This is a genomic window from Streptomyces sp. NPDC030296, from assembly GCF_055572815.1.
Window position 1 is genome coordinate 48,074 of sequence record NZ_JBVICQ010000001.1, and the last position, 22,049, is coordinate 70,122.

Genomic DNA, 22,049 nt, shown 5'->3' on the forward strand with positions numbered 1-22,049 from the left:
CCCTCGCAGGACGCGGCCTCGGCAGCGCGGATCCGCGACGCGCGGACTCATGACAGGAGTCATGCATTGGAACAGATCCTGCTCTTCGCCGTGCTCGGCCTCGGCCAGGGCGCACTGATCGCCGGCATCGCGCTCGGCGTGGTGGTCACCTACCGGGGCTCGGGCATCATCAACCTGTCCACCGGCGCGGTCGCCATGGCCTCGGCCTATGCCTTCTGGGCCCTGACCACCGGATTCTTCGGGCTCACGCTGCCCGTCGGGCCCGCTCTCGCCGGTGCCCTCGCCGTCGCGCTCGCCGTGGGAGTGCTGACGGAGGTGGCGGTCTTCAAGCCGCTGCGCACCGTCTCGCCCCTGGCCAAGCTCGCGGCCTCCCTCGGCGTCCTGCTCACCCTTCAGGCCACCGTCCTCCTGGTCTTCGGGGTCCAGCCGCAGCAGGCACCGAGCATCCTCCCGGCCGGCACCGTCACCATGCTGGGCGTCACCACACCCTCCGACCGCTTCGTCCTGGCCGGCCTGGTCGTCGTGATCGCGCTGACCCTCGGGGCCCTGTACCGGTGGAGCCGCTTCGGCCTGGCCACCCGCGCGGCCTCGGAGAACGAACAGGCCGCCCTTCTGGCGGGCCTGTCCCCCAACAGCGTCTCGATGGCCAACACACTCCTGGCCGCCCTGGTCGCCGGGCTCCTCGGTGTCCTGGCCGCGCCCATCGTCCAGGTCGACTCCATGACGCTGCCCCTTCAGGTGGTCCCGGCCCTGGCCGCCGCCCTCTTCGCCGGGTTCACCTCGCTGTGGATCGCCTGCACCGCCGGCATCCTCATCGGAGTGCTCCAGTCGGTCGTGTACTACCTGTCCACGCAGAGCTGGTTCCCGACCGACAACGGCAACGCCATGCCCGGCCTCCAGCAGCTCCTCGTCTTCGCCCTGATGGTCGTCGCCCTGTACGTGCGGGGCGCCGGTCTGCCGCGCCGCGGTGAACTCGTCGAACAGCGACTGCCCGCGGTGCCCCTGCCCGAACGGCTGCTACGTCCCGCCCTGATGGCCACCGCGGTCGGCGCCGCCGCACTGATCGTTCTCCCGTTCGACTTCCGCCAGGCACTCACGAACTCGTTGATCGGCATGATCATCGTCCTGTCCTATGTCGTCATCACGGGCTATGTGGGACAGATCTCCGTGATGCAGCTCGCGCTCTCCGGAACCGCGGGCTTCGTCCTCTCCCACCTCTCGGTCCGGCTGGGGATCCCGTTCCCGTTCTCCGCGCTCGGCGCGATGGTGCTGGCCACCCTGCTGGGAGTGGCCGCTGGCGTCTCCGCCCTGCGGGTGCGGGGAGTGAGCCTGGCCGTCGTCACCCTGGCCGCGGCCCTGGCCATGGAACAGGCGCTGTTCAACAACACCTCGTTCGGCGGAACGGCCGGGGTGTCCGTACCCCCGCCGCGCCTGTTCGGGATCGACCTCGGACCGAAAGCGGACTTCCGCGGCCTGGACGGCAACGAACCCAGCCCCATGTTCGGCTTCCTCGTCCTGGCCGTCACCGTCGCCCTCGGACTGTACGTCGCCCACCTGCGGCGCACCGGACTCGGCCGGCGGATGCTCGCCGTCCGCTCCAACGAGCGCGCCGCCGCGGCGGCCGGTGTCGACGTGCGGGCCGTGAAGATCGCCGCGTTCACGATCAGCTCCTTCATCGCGAGCGCCGCCGGCACCCTCTACGGCTACAACTTCGGCTCGGTCAGCGCCGCCCGGTTCACCGCCCTGGCCGCCCTCGGCCTGATCGGTTTCGCCTACATCGGCGGCATCACCATGGTGTCCGGAGCCGTGATCGCGGGGCTGATGTCCACCGAGGCGCTGCTGCCGCACGCGTTGGACAAGTGGTTCGGGATCAAGGGAACTTGGGCCCTGCTCTTCGGCGGCGTCTCCCTGATCGTGACGCTGATCGCCAACCCCGACGGCATCGCGGGCGCCGCCCACCGCCGGAGGACGGCGAAGAGGGCGAGTCGCGCGGCGGCCACGACGGGACCACCGACGGTCGGCACGTCCCCCACCGGTTCCCCGGGGATCCACCTCGGCCGTACCACCGCCGACGCCAAGGAGGTCGCACCGTGAACGTGCTCTCGGTCCAGCAGTTGGGCGTCAGCTACGGCGGTGTCCACGCGCTCAGCGATGTCTCCCTGGAGGTCGGCGAGGGCCAACTCGTCGGGCTCATCGGCCCCAACGGGGCCGGCAAGACCACCTTCGTGGACGCGGTCACCGGCCTCGTCGCCGCCCGGGGACGGGTGGAGCTCGACGGCAAGGACCTGACCGGACGGCCGCCCCATGTACGGGCCCGCCGAGGACTCGCCCGCACCTTCCAGAGCAGCGAACTCTTCGATGACCTCACGGTCGCGGAGAACCTCCAGGTCACGGCGGACCCTTCGACGTGGTGGACCGCGCTGGGCGAGACCTTCGGACGCCGCCCGGCCTCGAACCCCGCTGTCCCCGAGGCCCTCGCGGCCCTGGGGCTCGAGGACCTGGCCGACGCCTCGGCACACGAACTGTCCCAGGGCAGACGCAAACTCGTCGGTGTGGCACGGGCCCTGGCAGCCCGGCCCCGCGTCATCTGTCTCGACGAACCCGCGGCCGGCCTGGACACGACGGAGAGCGCCGAACTGGGACGCAGACTGCGCGGCGTCGCCGAAGCCGGCACCGCGCTGCTCCTCATCGACCACGACATGAGCCTCGTGATGGGCATCTGCGACCACGTCGTCGTCCTGGAGTTCGGCAAGGTGATCGCCTCCGGGACACCCGCACAGGTCCGCACCGACCCCGCCGTCGTCACCGCCTACCTCGGGGCATCCGCCGCCCAGCCCGCCACCGCGTCCGGCGCGTCGGCCGGTGGCTCCGCCAAGGCCCTGACCAGTACACCGGAGACACCATGAGCACCCCAGTCCTGAAGCTGGCCGGACTCACCGCCGGATACGACGGAGCCGCCGTCATCCGCGGGATCGACCTCGAGGTGGGCGCGGGAGAGGTCGTCGCCCTCCTCGGGGCCAACGGCGCGGGCAAGACCACCACGCTCAAGACAGTCTCCGCACTGCTGCGCCCCCTGTCCGGCACGATCACCTTCAACGGAACGGACCTCGCCAGGGTCCCGGCAGCGACCCGCGCCCGCCTCGGCATCGCCCACGTTCCGGAAGGACGAGGCATCTTCTCCGGCCTCACGGTGGCGGAACACCTCAACCTGGGTCACCGGGGCGAGCGCCTCGACCGGGCCGCCGCCCACCGGTACTTCCCCGCCCTGTCCCGCCTCCAGGACCGCAAGGCAGGACTGCTCTCCGGCGGCGAGCAGCAGATGCTCGCCCTGGGGCGAGCCCTGGCCCGGGGCCCCAAGCTGCTCCTGCTCGACGAGCTGAGCCTCGGTCTGGCGCCCGTCATCGTCGAGGAGTTGCTGCCCATCGTCAGGCGTTACGCCGACGACACCGGCTGCGGGGTGCTGCTCGTCGAACAGCACGTCGGCCTCGCCCTCGACATCGCCGACCGCGGCTACGTCCTCTCCCACGGCGAGATCACCGCGCACGCCACGGCCCGGGAACTCAGGGCCGACCAGTCGCGGATCGTCGCCGGCTACCTCGGCGAGCAGCTGGCCTGACCCGGCCGTACCCAAGAGGTCGTACCCAAGAGAAGGAGTCCGATGTTCACCTTCGACAGCGAAGACGGCGTCCAGATCCACGTCCACGAATGGAAGCCGGACACACCCCCGCGAGCCGTCGTGCAGATCGCCCACGGCATGGGCGAGCACGCCGGCCGCTACGCCCCCCTCGCGGCAGCGCTGACCGCCCAGGGCTACGCCGTCTACGCCAACGATCACCGCGGACACGGGCTGAGCAGGCACGCCGAGCCCGGTCATCTCGGGGACGACGGTTGGAACCGGCTCGTGGGCGACATGGTCACCCTGTCAGGGGCCGTCCGCGCGCGGCACCCCGGCCTGCCGCTGGTGCTGCTCGGACACAGCCTGGGTTCCTTCGCCTCGCAGCAGTACGTCCTCGACCACGCCCACCTGATCGACGCGCTCGCCCTGGCCGGCACCACCGCGGTCGACGCCATGCTCGCGGCCCAGGCGCGGACGGCCGCGGCGGGAGGAGACCCGCTGATCGCGCTCAACGAGGCGTTCGAGCCCAGCCGTACGCCGTTCGACTGGCTCAGCCGGGACGAGGCGGCCGTCGACGCCTACCTCGCCGACCCGATGTGCGGCTTCAGCCTCGACGCCCAGGGCATGGCCGACATCACCCTCGCCTCGGCGTTCCTCGCCCGGCCCCGGGGCATCCCGGCGGATCTGCCGGTCTGCGTCCTGGTCGGGGATGACGACCCGCTGAACGCCGACCTCTCCCTCAGCAACCTGCTGGTCGAACGCTACGACGAGGCCGGCCTCACCGAGGTGACCTATCTCGTCTATCCCGCGGCCCGCCACGAGCTGTTCCACGAGACCAACCGGCACGAGATCGTCAGCGACCTCCTGGCCTGGCTGCAGCGCGCCCTCGCCGCTTCGGCCTCGCGCACCGCGGCAGGGCTGGGCGAGCACAGCTGCTGAGTGTCAGCTCCAGGGCTCCACGAGGACGAAGGAGCGGCTGGCCCGGTACGCGGCCGTGTCCTTGGAAGGGTCGAGCCACAGCTGGAGGTCGTCCCGGTGGCGGAGGTAGCGGCCGGGGTAGTTGTAGGACTCCAGGGAGACCGAACCGGCCGTGGAACCCGCACGGGGGCAGAAGGTCGCGTCCTTCCGGAAGATGGCGGATCCGTCGTCGGTGTCCAGCCTGATGCGGAAGGCGTAGTGCCGCAGATACCTGCCCGTGGCGTCCCTGAGTGAGGAGCAGCGGGGGTCGGCCAGGCCGGGCACGAAGGTGAACGTGGCCGCCTGCCGGGTGGCCGCGGAGCTGGTGGCGCCGACCGGGCCCAGGATGCCGAGTCGGCCGGACTGGCTCACGTAGGCACCGGGGTTGTCGACCGACCGCAGGGCATGCGGTCCCGCGAACCGCGTCTCAACCGTCGTCGCGGGGGCCGATGTCGGTGTCGATGACGGTGGCGGTGTCGACGGGGATGTCGATGTCGGTGTCCGTGAGGCGGACGTTCTCGGGGACGGCGGCGCGGACGAGGCGGCGGGCGAAACCGGGGCCGCGACGGCGGGCCGCGGGGCCGGCTCGTGCGGTCCCGCGGCCGTGTACCAGGCCACTCCGGCGGCCGCGAGCGTGACGGCACCCGCGGCTGCCGCCGCCACGGGCTTGGCGGCGAGTCGGCCGATCGTCCGCGCCGTACGGCTCGCACCGCTCACCGTATGCGTGCCCGCGCCGACGGTCGCCTCGGCCGAACCCGCCCCCACCACCCTGGCCAGCACCAGACCGGCCAGTCCGACCGGCACCGGGACCAGCGCGAGGCCGGCCAGCAGCCCCTCCGCCGGTATCAGGTCGGACGAGTTCGACAGGCACCGCGGACAGTCGCGGACATGGCGTGCCAGCCGCTTGCGCCACAGCCCGGACGGCCGCCCGTCCCACGAGGCGAGCACGGCGGCCAGATCCGGACAGCGCGGCGAGGCCGTCACGGCTCGTACGACGGTGCGCGCCGTCTCCAGCCGTTCCTTGACCCGCTGGACGCGGACCGCGGCATGCTGCGGTGTGAGACCGCAGGCCTCCGACAGCTCACCGCGGGTCAGTTCGCCGACGCTCTCCATCCACCACAGCGCGAGTACCTCGCGTTCCTCCTCCTCCAGCCAGCGGGTCGCCTCCACCGCCTCACGCCGCTGGCCGGACAGCGCGAGCCGAAGAATCGCCAGGTCGGAGAAGTCGGCCCCCGGGTCCGACTCGTGGGCGTTCTCCTCCAGCGGTTCCGCGGTGAGCGGGGTACGCCCTCTGCGCCACCGGTCACGGATCTGCCGTACGGTGATGGCGACGAGCCAGGACCTGAACCGGTCCGGTTGCTTCAGTCCGGGCAATCCGTCCAGGACCCGCATCATCGTCTCCTGGACCACGTCGTCGACGTCGCTGTGCCCGTCCAGCGCCCGCCCGACGATGTTGTAGACCAACGGCAGACAGTCCCGTACCAGCTGTTCCGTGGCCTGCCCGTCGCCCGCCCGCGCCGCCGTGACGACGGCGACGTCCGGCCGCTCCTGCCTGTCCTGTGAGCGCACCGCGCCCCCACCTGTCCCGTCGCCCCACCGATGTGCCGAGGCGCCAGTGTGCCAGCAGTGAATCCGGAGGGTTTCGCGTGGGTCGCTTCTCCGATCGACAAGATCATCCCGACCGCCACGTCGATCAGCACTGACCACGGCTGACCGCCCCTGTCTTTCCGTTATGCGCGACGCGCCGGTGCGTCTCCTGTGTGTACGACTCCCGCGTACCACCGTTCCTGGCTTGTCTCTTGACACTCACTCTTACCCGCCTCTAACTTTTCGCCGAATTCACGAACAATGTCCGGCATTTCGAACCATAGGTGTACGCGCCGGATATCTTTCGCCTGTCCCGGCACCCGCAGAAAAGACGGGAAACGCACATGCGCACGCTTCTCTCGCGGCTGGCGGCGATACTGGTCGCCGCCTGCCTGCTCTTCACCTCTCAATCCCTGGCCGCACCCGAGCGTGCGGCCGCCGCCGACCCGGGCTACCTGATGACGCACTTCATCGGGGAGGGCTCGAACGGCCAGCAGATCTACTTCTCCTACAGCACGGACGGCCTGAACTGGACCGACCTCAACGGCGGCGGAATAGCCCTGCGTTCCACGATCGGCACGAAGGGGGTGCGCGACCCCGCACTGGTGCGGTCCCCCGACGGCAGCAAGTACTGGATCATCGCGACCGACCTGTGCATCAGCTGCGGGCAGAACTGGGAGGCCGCCGTGTTCAACGGCAGCCGCAACCTCGTGGTGTGGGAGTCGACGGACCTGATCAACTGGTCGGAGCCGTGGCTGCTCAACGTCGCCGGCGCGATCCCCGACGGACGCAACGCCTGGGCCCCCGAGGCGATCTGGGACCCCGAGACCAACGACTACATCCTGTACTGGGCGACGAACGTGCCCCTCAACGGCAAGGCGAAGCACCGCATCTACTACTCCCGCACCAGCGACTTCCGCACCATCACCGCCCCGCAGGTCTACATCGAGCGCCCCGGCACCGAGGAGATCATCGACAGCCAGATCGTCGAGTTGCCGGCCGGCGTCGGCAGTCACCGCTACGTGCGGGCGTCCCGCGACAGCCAGATCACCCTCGAAGGAAGCAACTCGATCCTGGGCACCTGGACCAGCCTCGGCAACCTCTCCGGCACCGGCCTCACCGGTGTCGAGGGTCCGATGTGGATGAAGTTCCGTGACCGCAACGAGTGGGCGCTCTACCTCGACCAGTACGCGACCGGACGCGGCTACATGCCGGTCACCACGACCGACCCCTCCGCCTCCGGCACGTACCGGCTCCCGGCGGCGGGAAGCTACAACATGGGCGTCACCAAGAAGCGCCACGGCTCGATCCTGAACCTCACGGCCGCCGAGGAGACCCGCGTCCTCGCCCGCTGGACCGACACCCCGGCCAAGCGGCTCCAGTCGTTCAACTTCCCGGACCGGTACGTGCGGCACGCCAACTTCGACGTGCGCATCGACCAGAACATCACCGGTCCGGACGCCCAGTTCCGGCTGCGGCCCGGCCTGGCCGGCACCGGAACCGTCTCCTTCGAGTCGGTGAACTACCGCGGCTACTTCCTGCGGCACGCCAACAACGACTTCCAGCTGGTCCGCAACGACGGCACCGCCCAGTTCGCCGCCGACGCCACCTTCCGTCAGGTAGCGGGCCTCGCCGACTCCACCTGGTCCTCCTTCCAGTCCTACAACCACCCGGACCGGTACATCCGTCACTACGCCTACTACCTGAAGCTCGACCCGATCACCACGGCGACGGGCCGCGCCGACGCCACCTTCCGCGTGACGAACTGACCCGACACCGACAGGGACGCCGGCGCCTCCAGGAGAGCGCCGGCGTCCCCTTCCTCCGCCTGGAAGGGAAGTACCGTGATCCTTCGCCGCCTCAGGTCGTGGTTGGCCGGCGCCGTGGCCCTGCTCACCGCGCTGGTCTGCGCACAGGGCCCCTCGTCAGCGGCTGACGGCCGCCCCTACACGAACCCGCTCAAGTCGGTGAAGGGCGCCGACCCCTGGCTGGAGTACTACGACGGCAACTACTACCTCGTCACGACGACGTTCACCGGTGTCCTGGGTATGCGCAAGTCGCCCACCCTCGCCGGCCTCGCGACCGCCCCCAGCGTGCAGATCTGGTCGGACACGACTCCCAGCCGCAACTCCAACATATGGGCCCCGGAGATCCACTTCTCCGACGGCCACTGGTACCTGTACTACTCCGCCGGGCAGAGCGGCACCCCGTGCTGCGGGGCGAACGGCACACAGCGCACGCATGTCCTGGAGAGCGCCGGTACGGACCCGATGGGCCCCTACACCTACAAGTCGATGATCACGGGTGCCAACCTCTACCCGACCAACTGGCTGATCGACGCAAGCGTCCTGCGGGTGAACGGTCAGAACTACCTGGTCGGCAGCGGCAGAACGAACAGCGGCACCCCGCCCAGCCTAGTCATCGCCCCGATGACGAACCCGTACACCGTCAGCGGCAACTGGACGGTCATCTCCACGCCGACCCTCAGCTGGGAGACCCGCAAGGCAGCCATCAACGAAGGCCCAGAGGCGCTGCAACGTGACGGCCGCACCTTCCTCATCTACGCGGCGAGCGCCTGCGACACCCCCGACTACCAGCTCGGCCAGCTGGAACTGACCGGCAGCGACCCGCTCGACCCCGCCGCGTGGACGAAGAAGCCCACACCGGTCTTCAGCCGCGATGACGCGGCGGGCGTCTACGGCCCCGGCCACAACGGCTTCTTCACCTCGCCCGACGGCACCGAGAACTGGATCGTCTACCACGCCAACGACTCCACCACCGACCGCTGCGGCAACGAACGCACCACCAGGGCCCAGAAGTTCACCTGGAACGCCGACGGCACACCGAACTTCGGCACCCCCGTCGCCCTCGGCACCACCCTGCCGGGCCCTTCCGGGGAGACGGCGGACACCCCCACCGCGTACACCCTCGTCAACCGCAACAGCGGCAAGTGCCTGGACGTCGCGGGCGCCCACACCGCCGACGGCACCAACATCCTCCAGTGGAACTGCAACGGAGGCGCCAACCAGAAGTGGCGGATCGAGGACCTGGGCAACGACACCAACCGGCTGGTCAACGTCGCCACCGGCAAGGCCATGGACACCGCGAGCTGCGGGACGGCCGACGGCACCGACATCCGACAGTGGTCCTGGCTGAACAACAACTGCCAGAAGTACCGCCTGGTGTACACGGCCACCGGCGACTTCGTCCGCATCGTCAACGAGAACAGCGGCAAGGTCGCCGACGTCGCCAACTGCGGCACCGCCAACGGCACCGACGTCCGCCAGTGGACCTGGCTGAACAACAACTGCCAGCAGTGGCGGCTGCTACCGACCACTTGACCGCCGTCGGCCGACCACTACCGGGGTCGACTCGGCGAAGTCCGGCTCTCCCTCTGTTGCCTGCGGGCGCGCGGGCGACAGGGACGCCCGCGGCAGCATCCGTGTTCCCGCGTGGGGTCACCCGGTGAGGCGCGCACCGGACGACCATACGTGGCGGGATACTTCCCCCATGAGCCCTTCCCCTGCCTCGCCGATGCCGGGACGCGGGGGCGCGCACTTTCGCGTGCTCGTCGTCTGCACGGGAAACCTGCACCGCTCCCCACTGGCTGAGCGCCTGCTGACGGCCCGGCTCGCCGCCTCTCCAGGAACATCGGAGCGTTTCCGGGTGAGCAGCGCCGGCACCGCAGCCGTGGCGGGAACCCCCATGGACCCGGCGGCCGCAACCCTCCTCGTCGAGTTGGGCGGGGATCCCCGCGGCGCGCTCGCCCGCCGGCTGACCGCACTACTGGTGGAGGACGCCGACCTGGTGCTGGGTGCTGCCACGGAGCACCGCGAGGCGGCCGTGCGGCTGTCTCCGCCGTGGGCCTTGCGGCGGGCTTTCACCTTGCGTGAGTTCGGCCGGTTGCTGAGGCCGGAGGACGCCGCCGGTGCGACGGACCCTGTCGAGCGAGCCTCAGCGCTGGTCAGGGGCGCCGCGGCCCGGCGTGGAACTGACGGCAACGGCGCGGACGACGATGACGTGGCTGACCCCTACGGTGCCCCCATGCGCGTGGCCCGGGAGACCGCGGCACGCATCGCCGAGCCGGTGGAGCGGATCGCCGCAGCTGTACTGGGCCTTCCCCATGGCAGTGAGCACCTCACGCTCGAATCCCGATCCTGAGGGATCCCCCGGGGCGGCAAGGCGACTGGGGGCCGCGAGCGAGGAACAAGCCGAGCGGTCAGTCACCACACGCCGGGTAGGGCCGCACCGTGGCCCGCAAGGGCCGCACCATCGGCTGACGCAGTAGCGACGGGGGACGGCTTGAGGGCCTCTCCAGCAGGCGCAACTCCAGGGAGCGGGTGGAACCTGCGGGCAGCTCCACGTCAAGGGTGTAGACGGGGTGACCGTGCTCGGCAGCTTGGTTCACCATGACCGGTCGGCCGTCCAGAGCCGCCTTGGCCAGCCTCGTCCCCTTACTCGCGTAGTACGAAACCAGCAGACGGTTGTCGCCGGGCCGTGTCCGGTAGGAAGGGGCGTCCACTCGCTGGGTGACATACAGGGGAAGTCCCGAGGCCGGTGCTCTGTTGGTGAGGTCCACGGTCACGGTGACCTCACGACCGGCCGCGACACACCGGCCAGGAGCCCACTCCAGACGCCGGTCCAGGTAGTAGTCCAGCTTGGTGCCGGCCGCGTTGTTGACGACCAGTCCGGCGAACGGGTCGGCGGTGTCGGGCAGGGTACCGCCGAACGGGCGTCGCCGGATTTCACGCTGCTCAGAAGGGTGGGCACTCCACATCTTGACCCGTCCCGACCTCAGCTGCCCGTTGAGGGCGGCGAACAACGCGGGCTGTCGCGGCGGATCGTTCGCGACCCCCAGCAGCCTCTCCGCGACGGCGCGAGCCACGTTGAGGAAGAAAGCCTTGCGCTCCCGGGTGTCCGGGTAGGCCGCGTAGCTGCTGCGCTCGGTGAGATCCACGACATTGGCAGCGGTGACCGCGGTGCCGTCGGGCAGACGGGCGGGGCCGGATGCGGTGAGCAGCCCTGCCAGGGCACTGGGATCGAGGGCGAAGGCTCCGTCCGCCTTCTGACCTGTGTGATCCTCCCATGCGGCCGTCCAGATGCGGGCGGCGTACGGGAAGTGCGGGCTGAGGTTGGAGTTGACCCAGGTACTAGTGGGGGCGTTGTGCCCGTGCGACGCGGCGTACTCGTCGCCCAGGTCGACCGCCGCGACGGCGTCCGCCATCTCGGTGTCGTTGCCGAAGTATTCGAACGCCAGACGGCCCCGGTCCGCGCGGAGGACCGCGAACGCTCCGGGCAGCCCGCCGGTGCCACGCGCCTCGGCCGTGTTCTCGAACACCACCACATACCGCCGTGGGCTCCGCTCTCCCAGCATGGACGGCAGCACACGCGTCGCCGCGGCGGCGTCGCCCGTGGCAGGGACGATCCGGTCGAGCTTCCGGGCAAGCTGGGCTCGGGCGCGGTCGACGGCGGGCAGCCAGGTATCGCTGGGCAACTCGTCGACCTCGCGACGCACGTCGGAGGCACTGCGCGAGGCCTGGTCGAGAGCCGGAGCGGCGCGGCGGAGCGCGGGGAGGCTCAGGTGACCACCGTCTTCTGCCGTGTCGGCGGTGAGTCCGGTGGCGATGTCCGCCAGCGGGGAGATCACATCGCGGGTCAACCGCTCAGCAGCCTCCGCGGCCCCGCGCACGGTGCGAACGGGACCCCCGAGTACAGGCACGTGCGCGGCCGAGTACCAGGCCGGCCCGGTGGTGAGACCGTGTGCTCGCGCAGCATGTGCGGCTGCCGCGCGTACGGCGGCGTCGGTCTTCTGCTTCACCGGTACGGCACTTCCCGTGGACCCGTCCGCGAGGGGACCTGCTGCGATCTGTTGCCGCAGCGAGTTCAAGGCCCGTTGGGAGGCCAGCAGCTCGTCATGAGCGAGCAGGCCGGTGACGGCGATCCACCCGGCGCCGGCCAGAGGCAGGGCCGTGACGACGGCCACGAGCAGCCTGGCACGACGGTGACGGACCCATCGGACCAGGCCGTCGGCATTGCACGGTTCGGTGGACTTCCTGAGGTGCGGCATTCGCATGCTGCAGGCCGGCTCAGCCCTGTTCGGTGCGAGTGTGACGGCGCCGTACGACCGTGACCGCCTTGACGGCGATGGCGGCCAGCCCGGCAGCCCCACCCACCAGCGCCCAGGTCGTACCCGACCCGGTATCCGCCGGCACCGTGCCGCCACTCACGTGACTGGTCGCGTCGTAGCCGACCAGAGCCTGCTGGCTCGTCGTCCCGACGGAGCCGGGCTGCTCCCCGGCGGCACCCGCTCTCAGGGCGAGGGTCTTTCCGTTGCCGGCGACCTTGACGGTGCCGGGCCGACCTTCGGAGTCGCCTTCCAGGGGGAGGCTCACCCTGTCCGCGCTGCCCGCCCGAGGGCCGGGCCGGTTCCCGGGCCCGTTCCCGGCCCCGTTCTTCGCCGTCACCGTCACGGGCGCGGAGACGCTTCCCGACTCCTCGCCGGTGAGCGTGAACAGGTAGGGTCCGGGAGGAGTCTTCTTGGGCACCTGGAAGCACCCGAACACCGTGCCCCTCGTGTTGGCCCGGTAGGTCGCGTCCCGCTTCTTGCACTTGTCCCCGCCGCCTTCACCGTCCCCGCTGCGGGTCGATCCGCTGAGCGTGGTCGAGAACTGCGGGACGAGCGCTGCGGTGACCAGCTCGCCGGGCTCGAACCCCTCTGCGACGAAGTAGATCACTCCACCCGCGGGCACCGTGGCAGTGCTCAGTTCGGGCGGGTAGGGCTGGTAGACACTCGTGGGCGCGTCGGCATACGCGGCCTGCGCGGTCGCCAGCGGTACGACGGCAACGAAAGTGGCGGCTGTGGCAGCCAGAGCGGCCCGCCACTGCGAGGACTTGATCATCATGCACCAATCTCCCAGCTGATCTGATGTCCGGATGGCGGCGCCGCCAACAAATACAAACATCCTTCTCTATGCCTACATACACACCTGAATTAGCACGCGACGCCTCAAGTTCCCCCCAATGGCGCACTCCCAAGATCCACGCGGCCCCACCGGCCGCGGGGGCGGCTCGGCGCCGACGGCGTCAGTACGCACCGTCGCCGCGCAGTACGACAGGCAGCGTCCTCGCAAGGATGACCAGGTCCTTCCGGATCGACCAGGTGTCGACGTATTCCAGGTCCAGGCGCAGGGCGTCCTCCCATGCGAGGTCGGACCGGCCGCTGATCTGCCACAAGCCGGTGAGCCCCGGCCGGACCAGCAGGCGGCGCCGGGCCTCCCCGGTGAACACCGAGTCCTCGACCGGCAACGGCCGAGGACCGACCAACGACATGTGCCCCATCAGCACGTTGAGCAGTTGCGGCAGCTCGTCCAGGGAGTAACGACGCAGCCAACGCCCCACAGGGGTGACACGGGGATCCTCGCGAATCTTGAACAGCCGCCCGTCGGCTTCGTTTCGGTCGGCCAGCGCCACCCGCAATCCCTCGGAGCCGACCTGCATGGTGCGCAGCTTGAGGAGCTTGAACTCCTTGCCGCACCAACCCGTGCGCCGCTGACGGAACAGTGCGGGCCCCGGAGTGTCTGCCCTCACGGCGACGACGGCCGCGAGGAGCACCGGCGCCGCCAGCACGAGCAGCGCTACGGCCCCCACCATGTCGATGGTCCGTTTGGCCGCCCGCCCCGCTCGCCGCCGCAGGCGGCACGCGTTTGACCAGCGGCGAGCCGTCTCCGCAGCGGGTGCCGACATTCCGCGCCCCTTCTCCTAGTGCGACAGACGAGTGAAAGGTGCTCCACCGTGAGGTGTTTCCACGCACTTGTCGCCACATTTAGCTCGCGCCTGGCCAATAAATAGAAACACGGCATATGCCTGATTTTCGACAACGACACTGCGGGTTGCCCCGTCCACCAGCTCGGGCAGGGCCTACCGAGAGGACCTCCATGCGAGCGGTAGTGACGGGTGGCGCCGGGTTCGTCGGCTCCCACCTGTGTGAGCGACTGCTCCACGCGGGCCACGACGTGGTCTGCGTGGACAACTTCATGACATCCAGCGCCGACAACATCGAACACCTCATGGGCGAGCGACACTTCCGGTTCTGCCGCTGGGACGTCACTCAGGGGCTGGACGTACCGGGGCCGGTGGACGCTGTCCTCCACCTGGCCTCACCCGCCTCACCCGCGGACTACCTGAGACTCCCCCTGGAGACACTCCGTGTGGGCTCGGCCGGAACCTGGCACGCCCTGGACCTTGCCGCCGCGAAGCATGCTCGATTCCTGCTGACCTCCACCTCCGAGTCGTACGGCGACCCCCTGATCCACCCTCAGCCAGAGGACTACTGGGGCCATGTCAACCCGGTCGGTCCGCGGTCGGTGTACGACGAGGCCAAGCGCTTCGGCGAGGCACTGACCATGGCGTACCGCAGGAGCCGCGGCGTCGACGCCAAGATCGTGCGCCTCTTCAACACCTTCGGCCCGCGGATGCGCCTGGACGACGGTCGGGCCGTCCCCACCTTCATTCGCCAGGCGCTGCGCGGTGAGCCGATCACCGTCACCGGCGACGGGAGTCAGACCCGATCCCTGTGTTATGTCGACGATGTGGTCGACGGGTTGATGCGGATGCTCGCCAGCAGCCACGGAGGGCCGGTCAACCTGGGCAATCCACACGAGGTCTCCATGCTCGAACTGGCCCAGTGGATCAGCAAACTCACCCGTTCCGGCTCCGAGGTCACGCTGGTCCCCCGCCCCGAGGACGATCCGGAAAAGCGGCGCCCGGACATCACCTTGGCCCGCGACCTCCTGGGATGGGAGCCCACGACCCCGGTGGAGCGCGGCCTGTGCGACACCATCACCGACTTCCGACGCCGTCTGCCCTTCTCCGAGTTCGCCGAGCGCGACAGCCGACCCGCCACACTCCCGCTGAACACCGAAGCCGCTTCCGCATGACCGCCCCACCACACTCACGAACGACAGGACCGACGCCGCCCGCTCCCGTGGTCGAGTGCTTGGGGGTGCCCATCACCGCGCACACCCGCGAGAGCGCGGCCCGCCACGTCGTGCGCCTCGCCCACCGGATCCACGCGGCACGCCAAGCGGACACCGGCGGACCGGACGCCCTCGGTGACCCTCTTGGCAGTGATGTCCATCTGTCCAACGCGTACACGCTCGCCCTCGCGGACCGGGACCCCGAGCTGCACGGCATCCTGCGCTCGGCCTCTCTCAACCTCCCCGACGGACAGCCGGTCGTATGGGCCAACCAACTGCTCCACCGTGGTGCCACCCTGCCGAGCACTCGCGTCTACGGCCCCGACCTCCTGCTGGACGTCTTCGCCCTCACCCAGCACACCGAACTGAACCACTACCTGCTGGGCTCCACGCCCCAGGTGCTGGACGCGCTGCACCGGGAACTGCGACAGCGTTGTCCGGGGACGCGGATCGTCGGCACCAGTTCCCCGCCCTTCCGGCCGTTGTCCCCCGGGGAACTGCGCCAACAGGTGGAGGACATTCGTGCCGTCGAAGCGGACATCGTCTGGGTGGGACTCGGCACCCCCAAGCAGGACCGCTGGGCCGCCGACCTGTGTGCCGCACTTCCCGTGGTGGCCGTGGCCGTGGGCGCCGCCTTCGACTTCATCGCCGGCGCCAAGCGGCAGGCACCGCCCTGGATGCAGCGCAACGGAATGGAATGGCTCTTCCGCCTGGGATGCGAGCCACGCCGGCTGTGGCGGCGGTACCTGTTCGGCAACGCGCGTTTCGTACGCGGCGTGGTACGCCAAGCGAGCCGCCCCCTGCGCACCGCCGACGGTGCGGTGCGCCCCGCGGCCGATGGCCTGAATTCGGGCCAACTCGTCGGCGAAGTCCAAGAGACTCCCCGTGAGATTCCTAGGGTACGGCCATGACGATCACTCCGGCGAAACCGTCGATGCGGGAGCGTGAGCACCGAATCGGGCTGCCGAGATGAGCGAACCGAGCGTCCGCTCTCTCCAGAGCCGATTCCGGCGCAATCCGAATGTCACCGTGCCGTGCGACAAGCACGGCACCTCGCTCCGCCGAGCCGGGCGCGTCGTCGCCGTCGCGCACGTTTCCGCCCTGCGCCACACCCCGGACCGCCTGGGCGCGTACCTCCACGGGCGGGGTTACGGCCGTGCCGCCCGCCTGCGCCGGCGACACCGCGGCTACGACGAGGCCGACGCGGTCGAGTACCACGTCGTCCGCGACGGCGCGGACGAGGAGACCCTGCGCGACCTGCTCGACCAGCCCTTCCGAGACGTGGAAGTCAAGCATCACCGGTCTCTCCGACCGGGACTGCTGCAGGCCGCCGGAGAACGGTTCTTCCCGACGTGGACCTTCGCACTCGCCGCCGGGAACCGCCGGTGACACGTTCATCACGCTTGTTCAACGACACGGATACCGAGGAGGGCCGAGTGGACGAGGCAGCTCACCTCCGGGCCGCGGGTCCGCCCGTGCGTCCCGCAACGTACCGAGTGGCGCTGGTCCACAGCTTCTACTCCTCGCTCCAGCCCAGCGGCGAGAACACCGTCGTGCTCGACCAGGCGGAGGCGCTGCGCGTCGCCGGGCACGAGGTGACCGTCGTCGCCGCGCACACCGACGCGTTGCAGGCTGAGCCGGGGTACACCCTGCGGGCTGCGATCCGAGTCACCACCGGCCATGGTCGGTCGCCCCTGGCGGAACTGGAGCGACTGGCCCCTGATGTCGTTCACGTTCACAACCTCTTCCCCAACTTCGGCACCAGCTGGCTGGAGCGCTGGCCCGGCGCCCTCGTCGCCACGGTGCACAACTACCGTCCGGCCTGCGCGGCCGGGACGCTCTTCCGTGACGGGAGGATGTGCACCGCATGTCCCGACGGAGAGCGGTGGGCGGGACTGCGGCACGGTTGCTACCGGAGCGCGCGCAGAGCGACGTTGCCCCTTGCGTGGGCCGGTAGAAGAGGTCCGGCAGCCCATCCCGTACTGCGTCGGGCCAACCGGCTGGTCGTGCTCTCCGAGTACAGCCGCGCCTTCTACCTTCGCTTCGGGCTGCCGGCGGAGAAATTCGCTCTGGTACCGAATTTCGTCGACGCCGCACGAGCCGTGCGCTCCGGGGACGCCTTGGATGAACCGGGAACGGGCAGCCGCTGGGTTTTCGCGGGCCGGTTGAGCGAGGAGAAGGGCATCATCCCGCTACTGGAACACTGGCCGGCGAGCGAACGGCTGGACGTGATCGGATCCGGACCGTTGGAATGGGCTTGCAGGGAAGCCCTGCCCAAAGGTGGTCGACTCCTTGGCGCGCTCCCGCGTGAGCAGCTCCTGGGCCGGCTGCCCCACTACACCGGACTGATCTTCCCAAGTGTCTGCCCCGAAATGGCACCTGTCATCTATCAGGAGGCCATGGCAGCGGGGTTGCCGGTGCTTGCCCTGAGCGGGTCAGCCGCGGCAGACAGTGTGCTTCGTGACGGTACGGGCGCGGTCTACCGGGGCGCCGACGATCTACCGCACGCGCTCACAGCGGCTCGCGACCTCTTCCCCGCACTGCGTGAGCACTGCCGGGAAGTACACGCCGAGCGGTACGCCGCAGCGTCGTGGACAGGCGCCATGGCCGCCGTCTACGAGAGCGCGGTGCAGCAGGCCGCGCATCGCCGGGCCCGAGGTGCCGGCACACCCTCGTCGCACTGACGCGGCGACCTGGGCCCCACTCCGGCTCCCTTGAGCGGCACTCGCCATCCGAGCCTGTCACAGCGTGTCAATATGCCGACGACAGGCTCGTCACGAATAGGGTGGGCGCGGGCTCATCTCCGGTTATCGAGCCGCTTTCCAAGCGGGCAAGGACAGGGAGAATCCCTTGACGATCGGACGACCCACGATCGACATTCTCACGCCGAGTATGAACTATCGCCAATACATCGAGGACGCGGTGGTCTCGGTCGCACGTCAGTGCCACCCCGGTCTCAGACACATCGTGCAGGACGGGGCATCCACTGACGGATCGGCGCAACTCCTGGAGGATCTTTCGCGACGGTACCCCCAATTGGATCACAGGAGCATTCCCGATCGCGGGCAATCCGACGCCATGAACCGGGCTGCGGCCCGTGCCACGTCGGACTGGCTCGGCTGGCTCAACGCCGACGAATTCTACCTCCCGGACGCCGTCGTGGCGGTAGCCGACGTGATCGCCGCCGAACCGGAAACCGACGTGGTCTTCGGGGACTGCGTATTCGTGGATGCGCATGGCCGGTACCTCAGGCTCCTTCCCGCGCACCGCTTCTCGCACTTCACCTTGAGCAAGTACGGTTGCTTCATTCCGTCCTGCGCCACTTTCGTGCGCCGTCGCCGCTTGACGCAGACGTCTTGGGACCCACGGCTGCGCAGGGTCATGGACTGGAACCTGTGGCTCTCGCTGGCGGCCGACGGAGCACGTTTTCGTTACCTCCCCCGCCCCTTGGCGGCATATCGGGTGCATGACGCTCAAGTCACGAAACAACCCGCCGAGAGGTATCAGGCCGAGTTCGATCTCATGTCGTCGGTACACGGCCTTCCCAGAACAGCGCTAGCGCGACGTACCTACCGTCTCGTGGGCATGTCGGTGCACGCCGCCCAGAAGGTGGCGAGCCATGGATACACCAGGCAGTTGCGGGCCAATCGGTTGGCCCGGAGCAAAGATCTTCGCTGGTGGTTGAACGAAAATGCCCTACGTTGCGCCAAACAGCTGGTGGACATTCGGGTCTCCTCTTGAGAGAAAACCGAGATTCCCCCCTGCGACCGAAAAGAAGAGGGTCCTGCATGACGCGTTCAGGCTGGAGCGGCTATGAGGCGAAGTTCACCGACGAGGAACGGGTGGAACGTTACAATCGCCAGTACGACGAGGGTAGCTACGACGACCATGTGTGGCGTCTTGAAAAGCCTGTCCTCCTGGACGTGCTTCGGAGTGAGCGGGCACGTCGCGGATGCCTCAGGGTTCTCGACTTCGCCTGTGGCACCGGCCGCATCCTGCGAGGACTGGAAGGTGTGGCGGACGAGCTGACGGGCGTGGACATCTCGGCGGAGATGGCCAAGCGCGCGGCCGAGGCCAGCCCCGAAGCACTCATCAGGACCGGCTGCGTACTCACCGAGAACCTGCTGGCAGGCCCGTACGATGCCGTCACTGTCTTTCGATTTCTCCTGAATGCGCCTGAAGAGGTCAGGGTGCCTGTTCTCCGCAAGATCAGGCAGCACATGGAGCCAGGTGCTCTCCTCGTCCTGAACAACCATGGGCACTGTCCCAGTTTGCGGTCCATCGCCGTACGCGTGCCCAAGAGCAGGCCGGAGCGCCCGAACGAGCTGCGGCACAGGGACATCATCGAACTTCTGCACGCATCCGGGTTCCGGGTCGAATCCCGCCGCGGCTTCTCGGCCTTCCCTCCCGTCCTGCACCGGAATCTGCCTGCTGGGGCTCTGAGAAGGGCCGATGTGGTCGCATGCAGGCCGCCTCTGCAGAGGATCACCGGAGGACTGATGGTCGAGCAGCTCTACGTGGCGAGGGCTGTGAGATGACGAAGGCGGACGTTTCGCAGTTCACCTGGCAGCGTGGGCTGTTGCGCGCCGGCCCACTGGGCCGGCGTATCGAGTTGCGGAGCACGGGCGGACGACACGGCACAGCAGCCGCGCGCACCATCGACCGGCCCTTGCGACCTGTCGGCCGTGCGGCCGCCCTCTTCGACCAGCTCATGATGCGCATGCGGATCGGGCCCGAGGTCGACAATCCGCTGGCCTTCGCGGACACCCTCCTCCGTGCGTTGCCCAAGGACGTCGACGGCATGGCCTTCATGCACTCGTCCACGCCGGGAAGATGCGTTGCCGCCCTCTCTGCTTCCGGCCGCCCTCGCTATGTGCTCAAGGTTGGCAACGGCGATGACCGGCGTCTTCAGAACGAAGGGGAAGTCCTGACAGAACTCCCGTCGATGGGGCTTCCGTTCAGGGTCCCCGAACTCCTCTTCGCGGATTTCGTAGGGGACCATTTCGTAGTGATGAGTCGGGCCTGGTCGAACTCCCGCCAGGCGGGACTGCTCTCCCGCGACGAGCTGCTGGACATCACCGCGGCACTCGGCAGGCCGGGCAGAGGCACGTGCTCGTTGAGGCACGGCGACTTGGCGCCCTGGAACATCCTCAGAACTCCCCAAGGGCTGGGCATCGTCGACTGGGAGTGCGCGTCACTGGCCCAGCGTCCCTTGCGGGACGTCATTCACTACCTCGTCCAGGCGGGTGGACACCTCCGATGGATCAAGGTGGGGGCTGTGGTTCGTGAACTGACCGAGCCGCAGGGGACCTTGGCGCAGCTTGCCACGCGTATCGGCTGCCCTCAGCCAGAGGTCGACCAAGCACTCCGGTCCTATTTCGCTTCGGCCCCCGCGGCGAGCATCCGACGGGTAGGCGGCTTCCGCGACCACGTCGCCTCGAAGCTGGGCCTCAAGGTCACCTGACTCCTCGTGCCTGCGGAACACCCGTGCGGACGCCCGAGGAAACCGTCAACGGCGCCGCCGAAGCATCGGGACGGCGTTCCGGTGCCAGCACTACGCTGCCCTGCCACGACCACTGAAGACCCTGCGATGACAGGGGACGGTCACACACAGAAAGTGGGCACCGGCGGAGGCGAGCACAGGTCCTGCAGGTCCCATGAAGTAGGCCAGCGGAATCGACACCGCCAGGTTGACGACGGCCATGAGGGATGCACGCACAGCCTGGAAGCGGAGACCTGCCGGATCCGAGAACCACATCGCCACGGGGTAGTTCACCGCGTGGGTGAGGAGCAAAGCGGAAAAGGCAGCCATCAGCCCCGGCCCGACGGCAGCCCGGTCGTGCAGCATCCAACTCGCCACAGTCGGGCCGGCGGTCACCAGCAGGACACTGATCGCTAGGCCGCCCGCGGTGAAACACGTCGTGAGCTGGAGGAGTTGGCGACGCGGTGCCTGCGGGGAGGTACGACGATGCCTACTGAACATTCGCCACAGCGGCAGCGCCGCCGCTGCAACGAGCGCGGAGGCAGGAGCGTAGAGCTGGGCTCCCGCCGAATAGACGGCCACGGCGACGGGGTGCGCGACACTGCTGAGAACGATGCGATCCGCACCATAGGCGACGGCGGAGGTCACCTTGATCACAGCCATAGGTCCTGCCAGTTGCATGATTCGGGTGCCTGGGGAGCGGCGAAGCGGAAAGAGCACGACACGGAGCAGGCGCAGGTTCAGCATGCGGCCGGCCAGCAACAGGCTGGCCGCTCCGGCGGCACACTGTCCGACGAGCACAGACGCGACGAAGACCGCCGGGGGCGCGTCATACGCGGCTCCGAGCAGTACGACGGTCAATGCGAGCAGCGTGCCGGCTCCTTGCAGCAGCACGGCGAAGTGATAGCGACCCAAGCCCGCCAGCACCGATCCGCCGAGGCTGAGAGGCAAGCTGCAGCCGAACAGCACGGCAACGACGGCGATGCAGGAGGCGACATCCGCTCCGGACGCGCTGTCGAGCAGCGAGTCGGTCGCTCCCGAGGCGGCCGTCAGGACTCCGCACACGGCAATGGCTGAGCCCGCGCACAGAAGTGTCCGGGCGCCCGCGGTGATGGTGCGGAGCATGTGTTCACGGTCACGGCTGGAGAAGGCGTCGATCACGGCGGCTCCGACACCGAGGTCGCAGACCGCGAGCAGCGTCGGCAACGTACTGACCAGGGCGACGAGCGCATAGCCGGCAATACCGAGAGTCTCGACCACACTGCGCGCCGACAGCAGTGTGGCGGCTCCCCCCAGAACCAGCACAACGGCCTTTGCGGCTAACGATCTCAGGACGACCTGTAGGGAGGCCCTGGATCCGACCGCGGACACGTCGGGGGCCTCGGTCTCCGAGCTTTCACGGGGCGATGCGCTCATCGATGTCACTTCCTGT

19 protein-coding genes are annotated in these 22,049 nt (G+C 69.1%); 14 read left to right on the forward strand and 5 right to left on the reverse strand.

Features of this window, described 5'->3' with window-relative positions:
- Nucleotides 1-66 precede the first annotated feature (66 nt).
- From ACZ4Z3_RS00185 to ACZ4Z3_RS00200, 4 genes are read left to right on the forward strand one after another with little or no spacing between them, the layout of a single operon-like run.
- Nucleotides 67-2,094 (forward strand): branched-chain amino acid ABC transporter permease, encoded by a 2,028-nt coding sequence (locus tag ACZ4Z3_RS00185; RefSeq protein ID WP_468498910.1) that lies wholly within the window; start codon nucleotides 67-69, stop codon nucleotides 2,092-2,094.
- Nucleotides 2,091-2,906 (forward strand): ABC transporter ATP-binding protein, encoded by an 816-nt coding sequence (locus tag ACZ4Z3_RS00190; RefSeq protein ID WP_468498911.1) that lies wholly within the window; start codon nucleotides 2,091-2,093, stop codon nucleotides 2,904-2,906. Before ACZ4Z3_RS00185 ends, ACZ4Z3_RS00190 begins: the two co-directional genes overlap by 4 nt.
- Nucleotides 2,903-3,616 (forward strand): ABC transporter ATP-binding protein, encoded by a 714-nt coding sequence (locus ACZ4Z3_RS00195; protein WP_468498912.1) that lies wholly within the window; start codon nucleotides 2,903-2,905, stop codon nucleotides 3,614-3,616. Before ACZ4Z3_RS00190 ends, ACZ4Z3_RS00195 begins: the two co-directional genes overlap by 4 nt.
- Nucleotides 3,617-3,658: 42 nt before the next feature.
- Nucleotides 3,659-4,555: an alpha/beta hydrolase gene (locus ACZ4Z3_RS00200; protein ID WP_468498913.1), complete on the forward strand. Its 897-nt coding sequence runs from the start codon at nucleotides 3,659-3,661 to the stop codon at nucleotides 4,553-4,555.
- Nucleotides 4,556-4,558: 3 nt separating this feature from the next.
- Here the strand turns inward: ACZ4Z3_RS00200 and ACZ4Z3_RS00205 are convergent, their stop codons facing one another.
- Nucleotides 4,559-6,142, reverse strand: coding sequence for a sigma-70 family RNA polymerase sigma factor (locus ACZ4Z3_RS00205; RefSeq protein WP_468498914.1), 1,584 nt, complete (start codon nucleotides 6,140-6,142; stop codon nucleotides 4,559-4,561).
- A gap of 362 nt (nucleotides 6,143-6,504) precedes the next feature.
- Between ACZ4Z3_RS00205 and ACZ4Z3_RS00210 the strand changes: the two genes are divergently transcribed.
- The 3 genes from ACZ4Z3_RS00210 (at nucleotide 6,505) to ACZ4Z3_RS00220 (ending at nucleotide 10,321) form a co-directional block, all read left to right on the forward strand.
- Nucleotides 6,505-7,929, forward strand: coding sequence for a glycoside hydrolase family 43 protein (locus ACZ4Z3_RS00210; RefSeq protein WP_468498915.1), 1,425 nt, complete (start codon nucleotides 6,505-6,507; stop codon nucleotides 7,927-7,929).
- Nucleotides 7,930-8,007: 78 nt separating this feature from the next.
- Complete coding sequence (locus ACZ4Z3_RS00215; RefSeq protein ID WP_468499504.1) at nucleotides 8,008-9,501, forward strand: family 43 glycosylhydrolase; 1,494 nt, start codon at nucleotides 8,008-8,010, stop codon at nucleotides 9,499-9,501.
- A 169-nt stretch (nucleotides 9,502-9,670) separates the two neighbouring features.
- Nucleotides 9,671-10,321: an arsenate reductase/protein-tyrosine-phosphatase family protein gene (locus ACZ4Z3_RS00220; protein ID WP_468498916.1), complete on the forward strand. Its 651-nt coding sequence runs from the start codon at nucleotides 9,671-9,673 to the stop codon at nucleotides 10,319-10,321.
- 58 nt (nucleotides 10,322-10,379) lie between these two features.
- On the opposite strand, the gene ACZ4Z3_RS00225 is transcribed toward ACZ4Z3_RS00220, so the two are convergent.
- From ACZ4Z3_RS00225 to ACZ4Z3_RS00235, 3 genes are all read right to left on the reverse strand, one after another.
- On the reverse strand, nucleotides 10,380-12,143 hold the full coding sequence (locus tag ACZ4Z3_RS00225; protein WP_468498917.1) for a DUF4012 domain-containing protein: 1,764 nt from the start codon (nucleotides 12,141-12,143) through the stop codon (nucleotides 10,380-10,382).
- Nucleotides 12,144-12,246: 103 nt separating this feature from the next.
- A complete protein-coding gene (locus tag ACZ4Z3_RS00230) occupies nucleotides 12,247-13,062 on the reverse strand; it encodes a hypothetical protein (protein ID WP_468498918.1) in 816 nt (271 codons plus the stop codon).
- Nucleotides 13,063-13,243: 181 nt separating this feature from the next.
- Complete coding sequence (locus ACZ4Z3_RS00235) at nucleotides 13,244-13,903, reverse strand: sugar transferase (protein ID WP_468498919.1); 660 nt, start codon at nucleotides 13,901-13,903, stop codon at nucleotides 13,244-13,246.
- 191 nt (nucleotides 13,904-14,094) lie between these two features.
- On the opposite strand from ACZ4Z3_RS00235, the gene ACZ4Z3_RS00240 reads away from it, so the two are divergent.
- The 7 genes from ACZ4Z3_RS00240 to ACZ4Z3_RS00270 all read left to right on the forward strand — a co-directional run bounded on the left by ACZ4Z3_RS00240 (nucleotide 14,095) and on the right by ACZ4Z3_RS00270 (nucleotide 20,599).
- Nucleotides 14,095-15,096: a UDP-glucuronic acid decarboxylase family protein gene (locus ACZ4Z3_RS00240; RefSeq protein ID WP_468498920.1), complete on the forward strand. Its 1,002-nt coding sequence runs from the start codon at nucleotides 14,095-14,097 to the stop codon at nucleotides 15,094-15,096.
- Between the two features lie 65 nt (nucleotides 15,097-15,161).
- Entirely contained in the window at nucleotides 15,162-16,046 is an 885-nt protein-coding gene (locus ACZ4Z3_RS00245) for a WecB/TagA/CpsF family glycosyltransferase (protein ID WP_468499505.1), read from the forward strand.
- A 58-nt stretch (nucleotides 16,047-16,104) separates the two neighbouring features.
- Nucleotides 16,105-16,524, forward strand: a complete 420-nt coding sequence (locus ACZ4Z3_RS00250; RefSeq protein ID WP_468498921.1) for a hypothetical protein — start codon at nucleotides 16,105-16,107, stop codon at nucleotides 16,522-16,524.
- A 107-nt stretch (nucleotides 16,525-16,631) separates the two neighbouring features.
- On the forward strand, nucleotides 16,632-17,819 hold the full coding sequence (locus tag ACZ4Z3_RS00255) for a glycosyltransferase family 4 protein (RefSeq protein WP_468498922.1): 1,188 nt from the start codon (nucleotides 16,632-16,634) through the stop codon (nucleotides 17,817-17,819).
- A 166-nt stretch (nucleotides 17,820-17,985) separates the two neighbouring features.
- Nucleotides 17,986-18,876, forward strand: coding sequence for a glycosyltransferase family 2 protein (locus tag ACZ4Z3_RS00260; protein WP_468498923.1), 891 nt, complete (start codon nucleotides 17,986-17,988; stop codon nucleotides 18,874-18,876).
- A gap of 47 nt (nucleotides 18,877-18,923) precedes the next feature.
- Entirely contained in the window at nucleotides 18,924-19,673 is a 750-nt protein-coding gene (locus ACZ4Z3_RS00265; protein ID WP_468498924.1) for a class I SAM-dependent DNA methyltransferase, read from the forward strand.
- The gene (locus ACZ4Z3_RS00270; RefSeq protein ID WP_468498925.1) at nucleotides 19,670-20,599 is read left to right on the forward strand and encodes a phosphotransferase; all 930 of its coding nucleotides are present in this window, start codon (nucleotides 19,670-19,672) and stop codon (nucleotides 20,597-20,599) included. Before ACZ4Z3_RS00265 ends, ACZ4Z3_RS00270 begins: the two co-directional genes overlap by 4 nt.
- Nucleotides 20,600-20,689: 90 nt before the next feature.
- Here the strand turns inward: ACZ4Z3_RS00270 and ACZ4Z3_RS00275 are convergent, their stop codons facing one another.
- Nucleotides 20,690-22,033: a lipopolysaccharide biosynthesis protein gene (locus ACZ4Z3_RS00275; protein WP_468498926.1), complete on the reverse strand. Its 1,344-nt coding sequence runs from the start codon at nucleotides 22,031-22,033 to the stop codon at nucleotides 20,690-20,692.
- Nucleotides 22,034-22,049: the final 16 nt, after the last annotated feature.

Excerpts from the sequence above, each read along its gene's own strand:
- ACZ4Z3_RS00195 (WP_468498912.1), top strand. The coding sequence starts at position 2,903 with ATGAGCACCCCAGTCCTGAAGCTGGCCGGACTCACCGCCGGATACGAC.
- ACZ4Z3_RS00200 (WP_468498913.1), top strand. The coding sequence starts at position 3,659 with ATGTTCACCTTCGACAGCGAAGACGGCGTCCAGATCCACGTCCACGAA.
- ACZ4Z3_RS00210 (WP_468498915.1), top strand. The coding sequence starts at position 6,505 with ATGCGCACGCTTCTCTCGCGGCTGGCGGCGATACTGGTCGCCGCCTGC.
- ACZ4Z3_RS00220 (WP_468498916.1), top strand. The coding sequence starts at position 9,671 with ATGAGCCCTTCCCCTGCCTCGCCGATGCCGGGACGCGGGGGCGCGCAC.
- ACZ4Z3_RS00230 (WP_468498918.1), bottom strand. The coding sequence starts at position 13,062 with ATGATGATCAAGTCCTCGCAGTGGCGGGCCGCTCTGGCTGCCACAGCC.
- ACZ4Z3_RS00235 (WP_468498919.1), bottom strand. The coding sequence starts at position 13,903 with ATGTCGGCACCCGCTGCGGAGACGGCTCGCCGCTGGTCAAACGCGTGC.
- ACZ4Z3_RS00240 (WP_468498920.1), top strand. The coding sequence starts at position 14,095 with ATGCGAGCGGTAGTGACGGGTGGCGCCGGGTTCGTCGGCTCCCACCTG.
- ACZ4Z3_RS00250 (WP_468498921.1), top strand. The coding sequence starts at position 16,105 with ATGAGCGAACCGAGCGTCCGCTCTCTCCAGAGCCGATTCCGGCGCAAT.
- ACZ4Z3_RS00265 (WP_468498924.1), top strand. The coding sequence starts at position 18,924 with ATGACGCGTTCAGGCTGGAGCGGCTATGAGGCGAAGTTCACCGACGAG.
- ACZ4Z3_RS00270 (WP_468498925.1), top strand. The coding sequence starts at position 19,670 with ATGACGAAGGCGGACGTTTCGCAGTTCACCTGGCAGCGTGGGCTGTTG.
- ACZ4Z3_RS00275 (WP_468498926.1), bottom strand. The coding sequence starts at position 22,033 with ATGAGCGCATCGCCCCGTGAAAGCTCGGAGACCGAGGCCCCCGACGTG.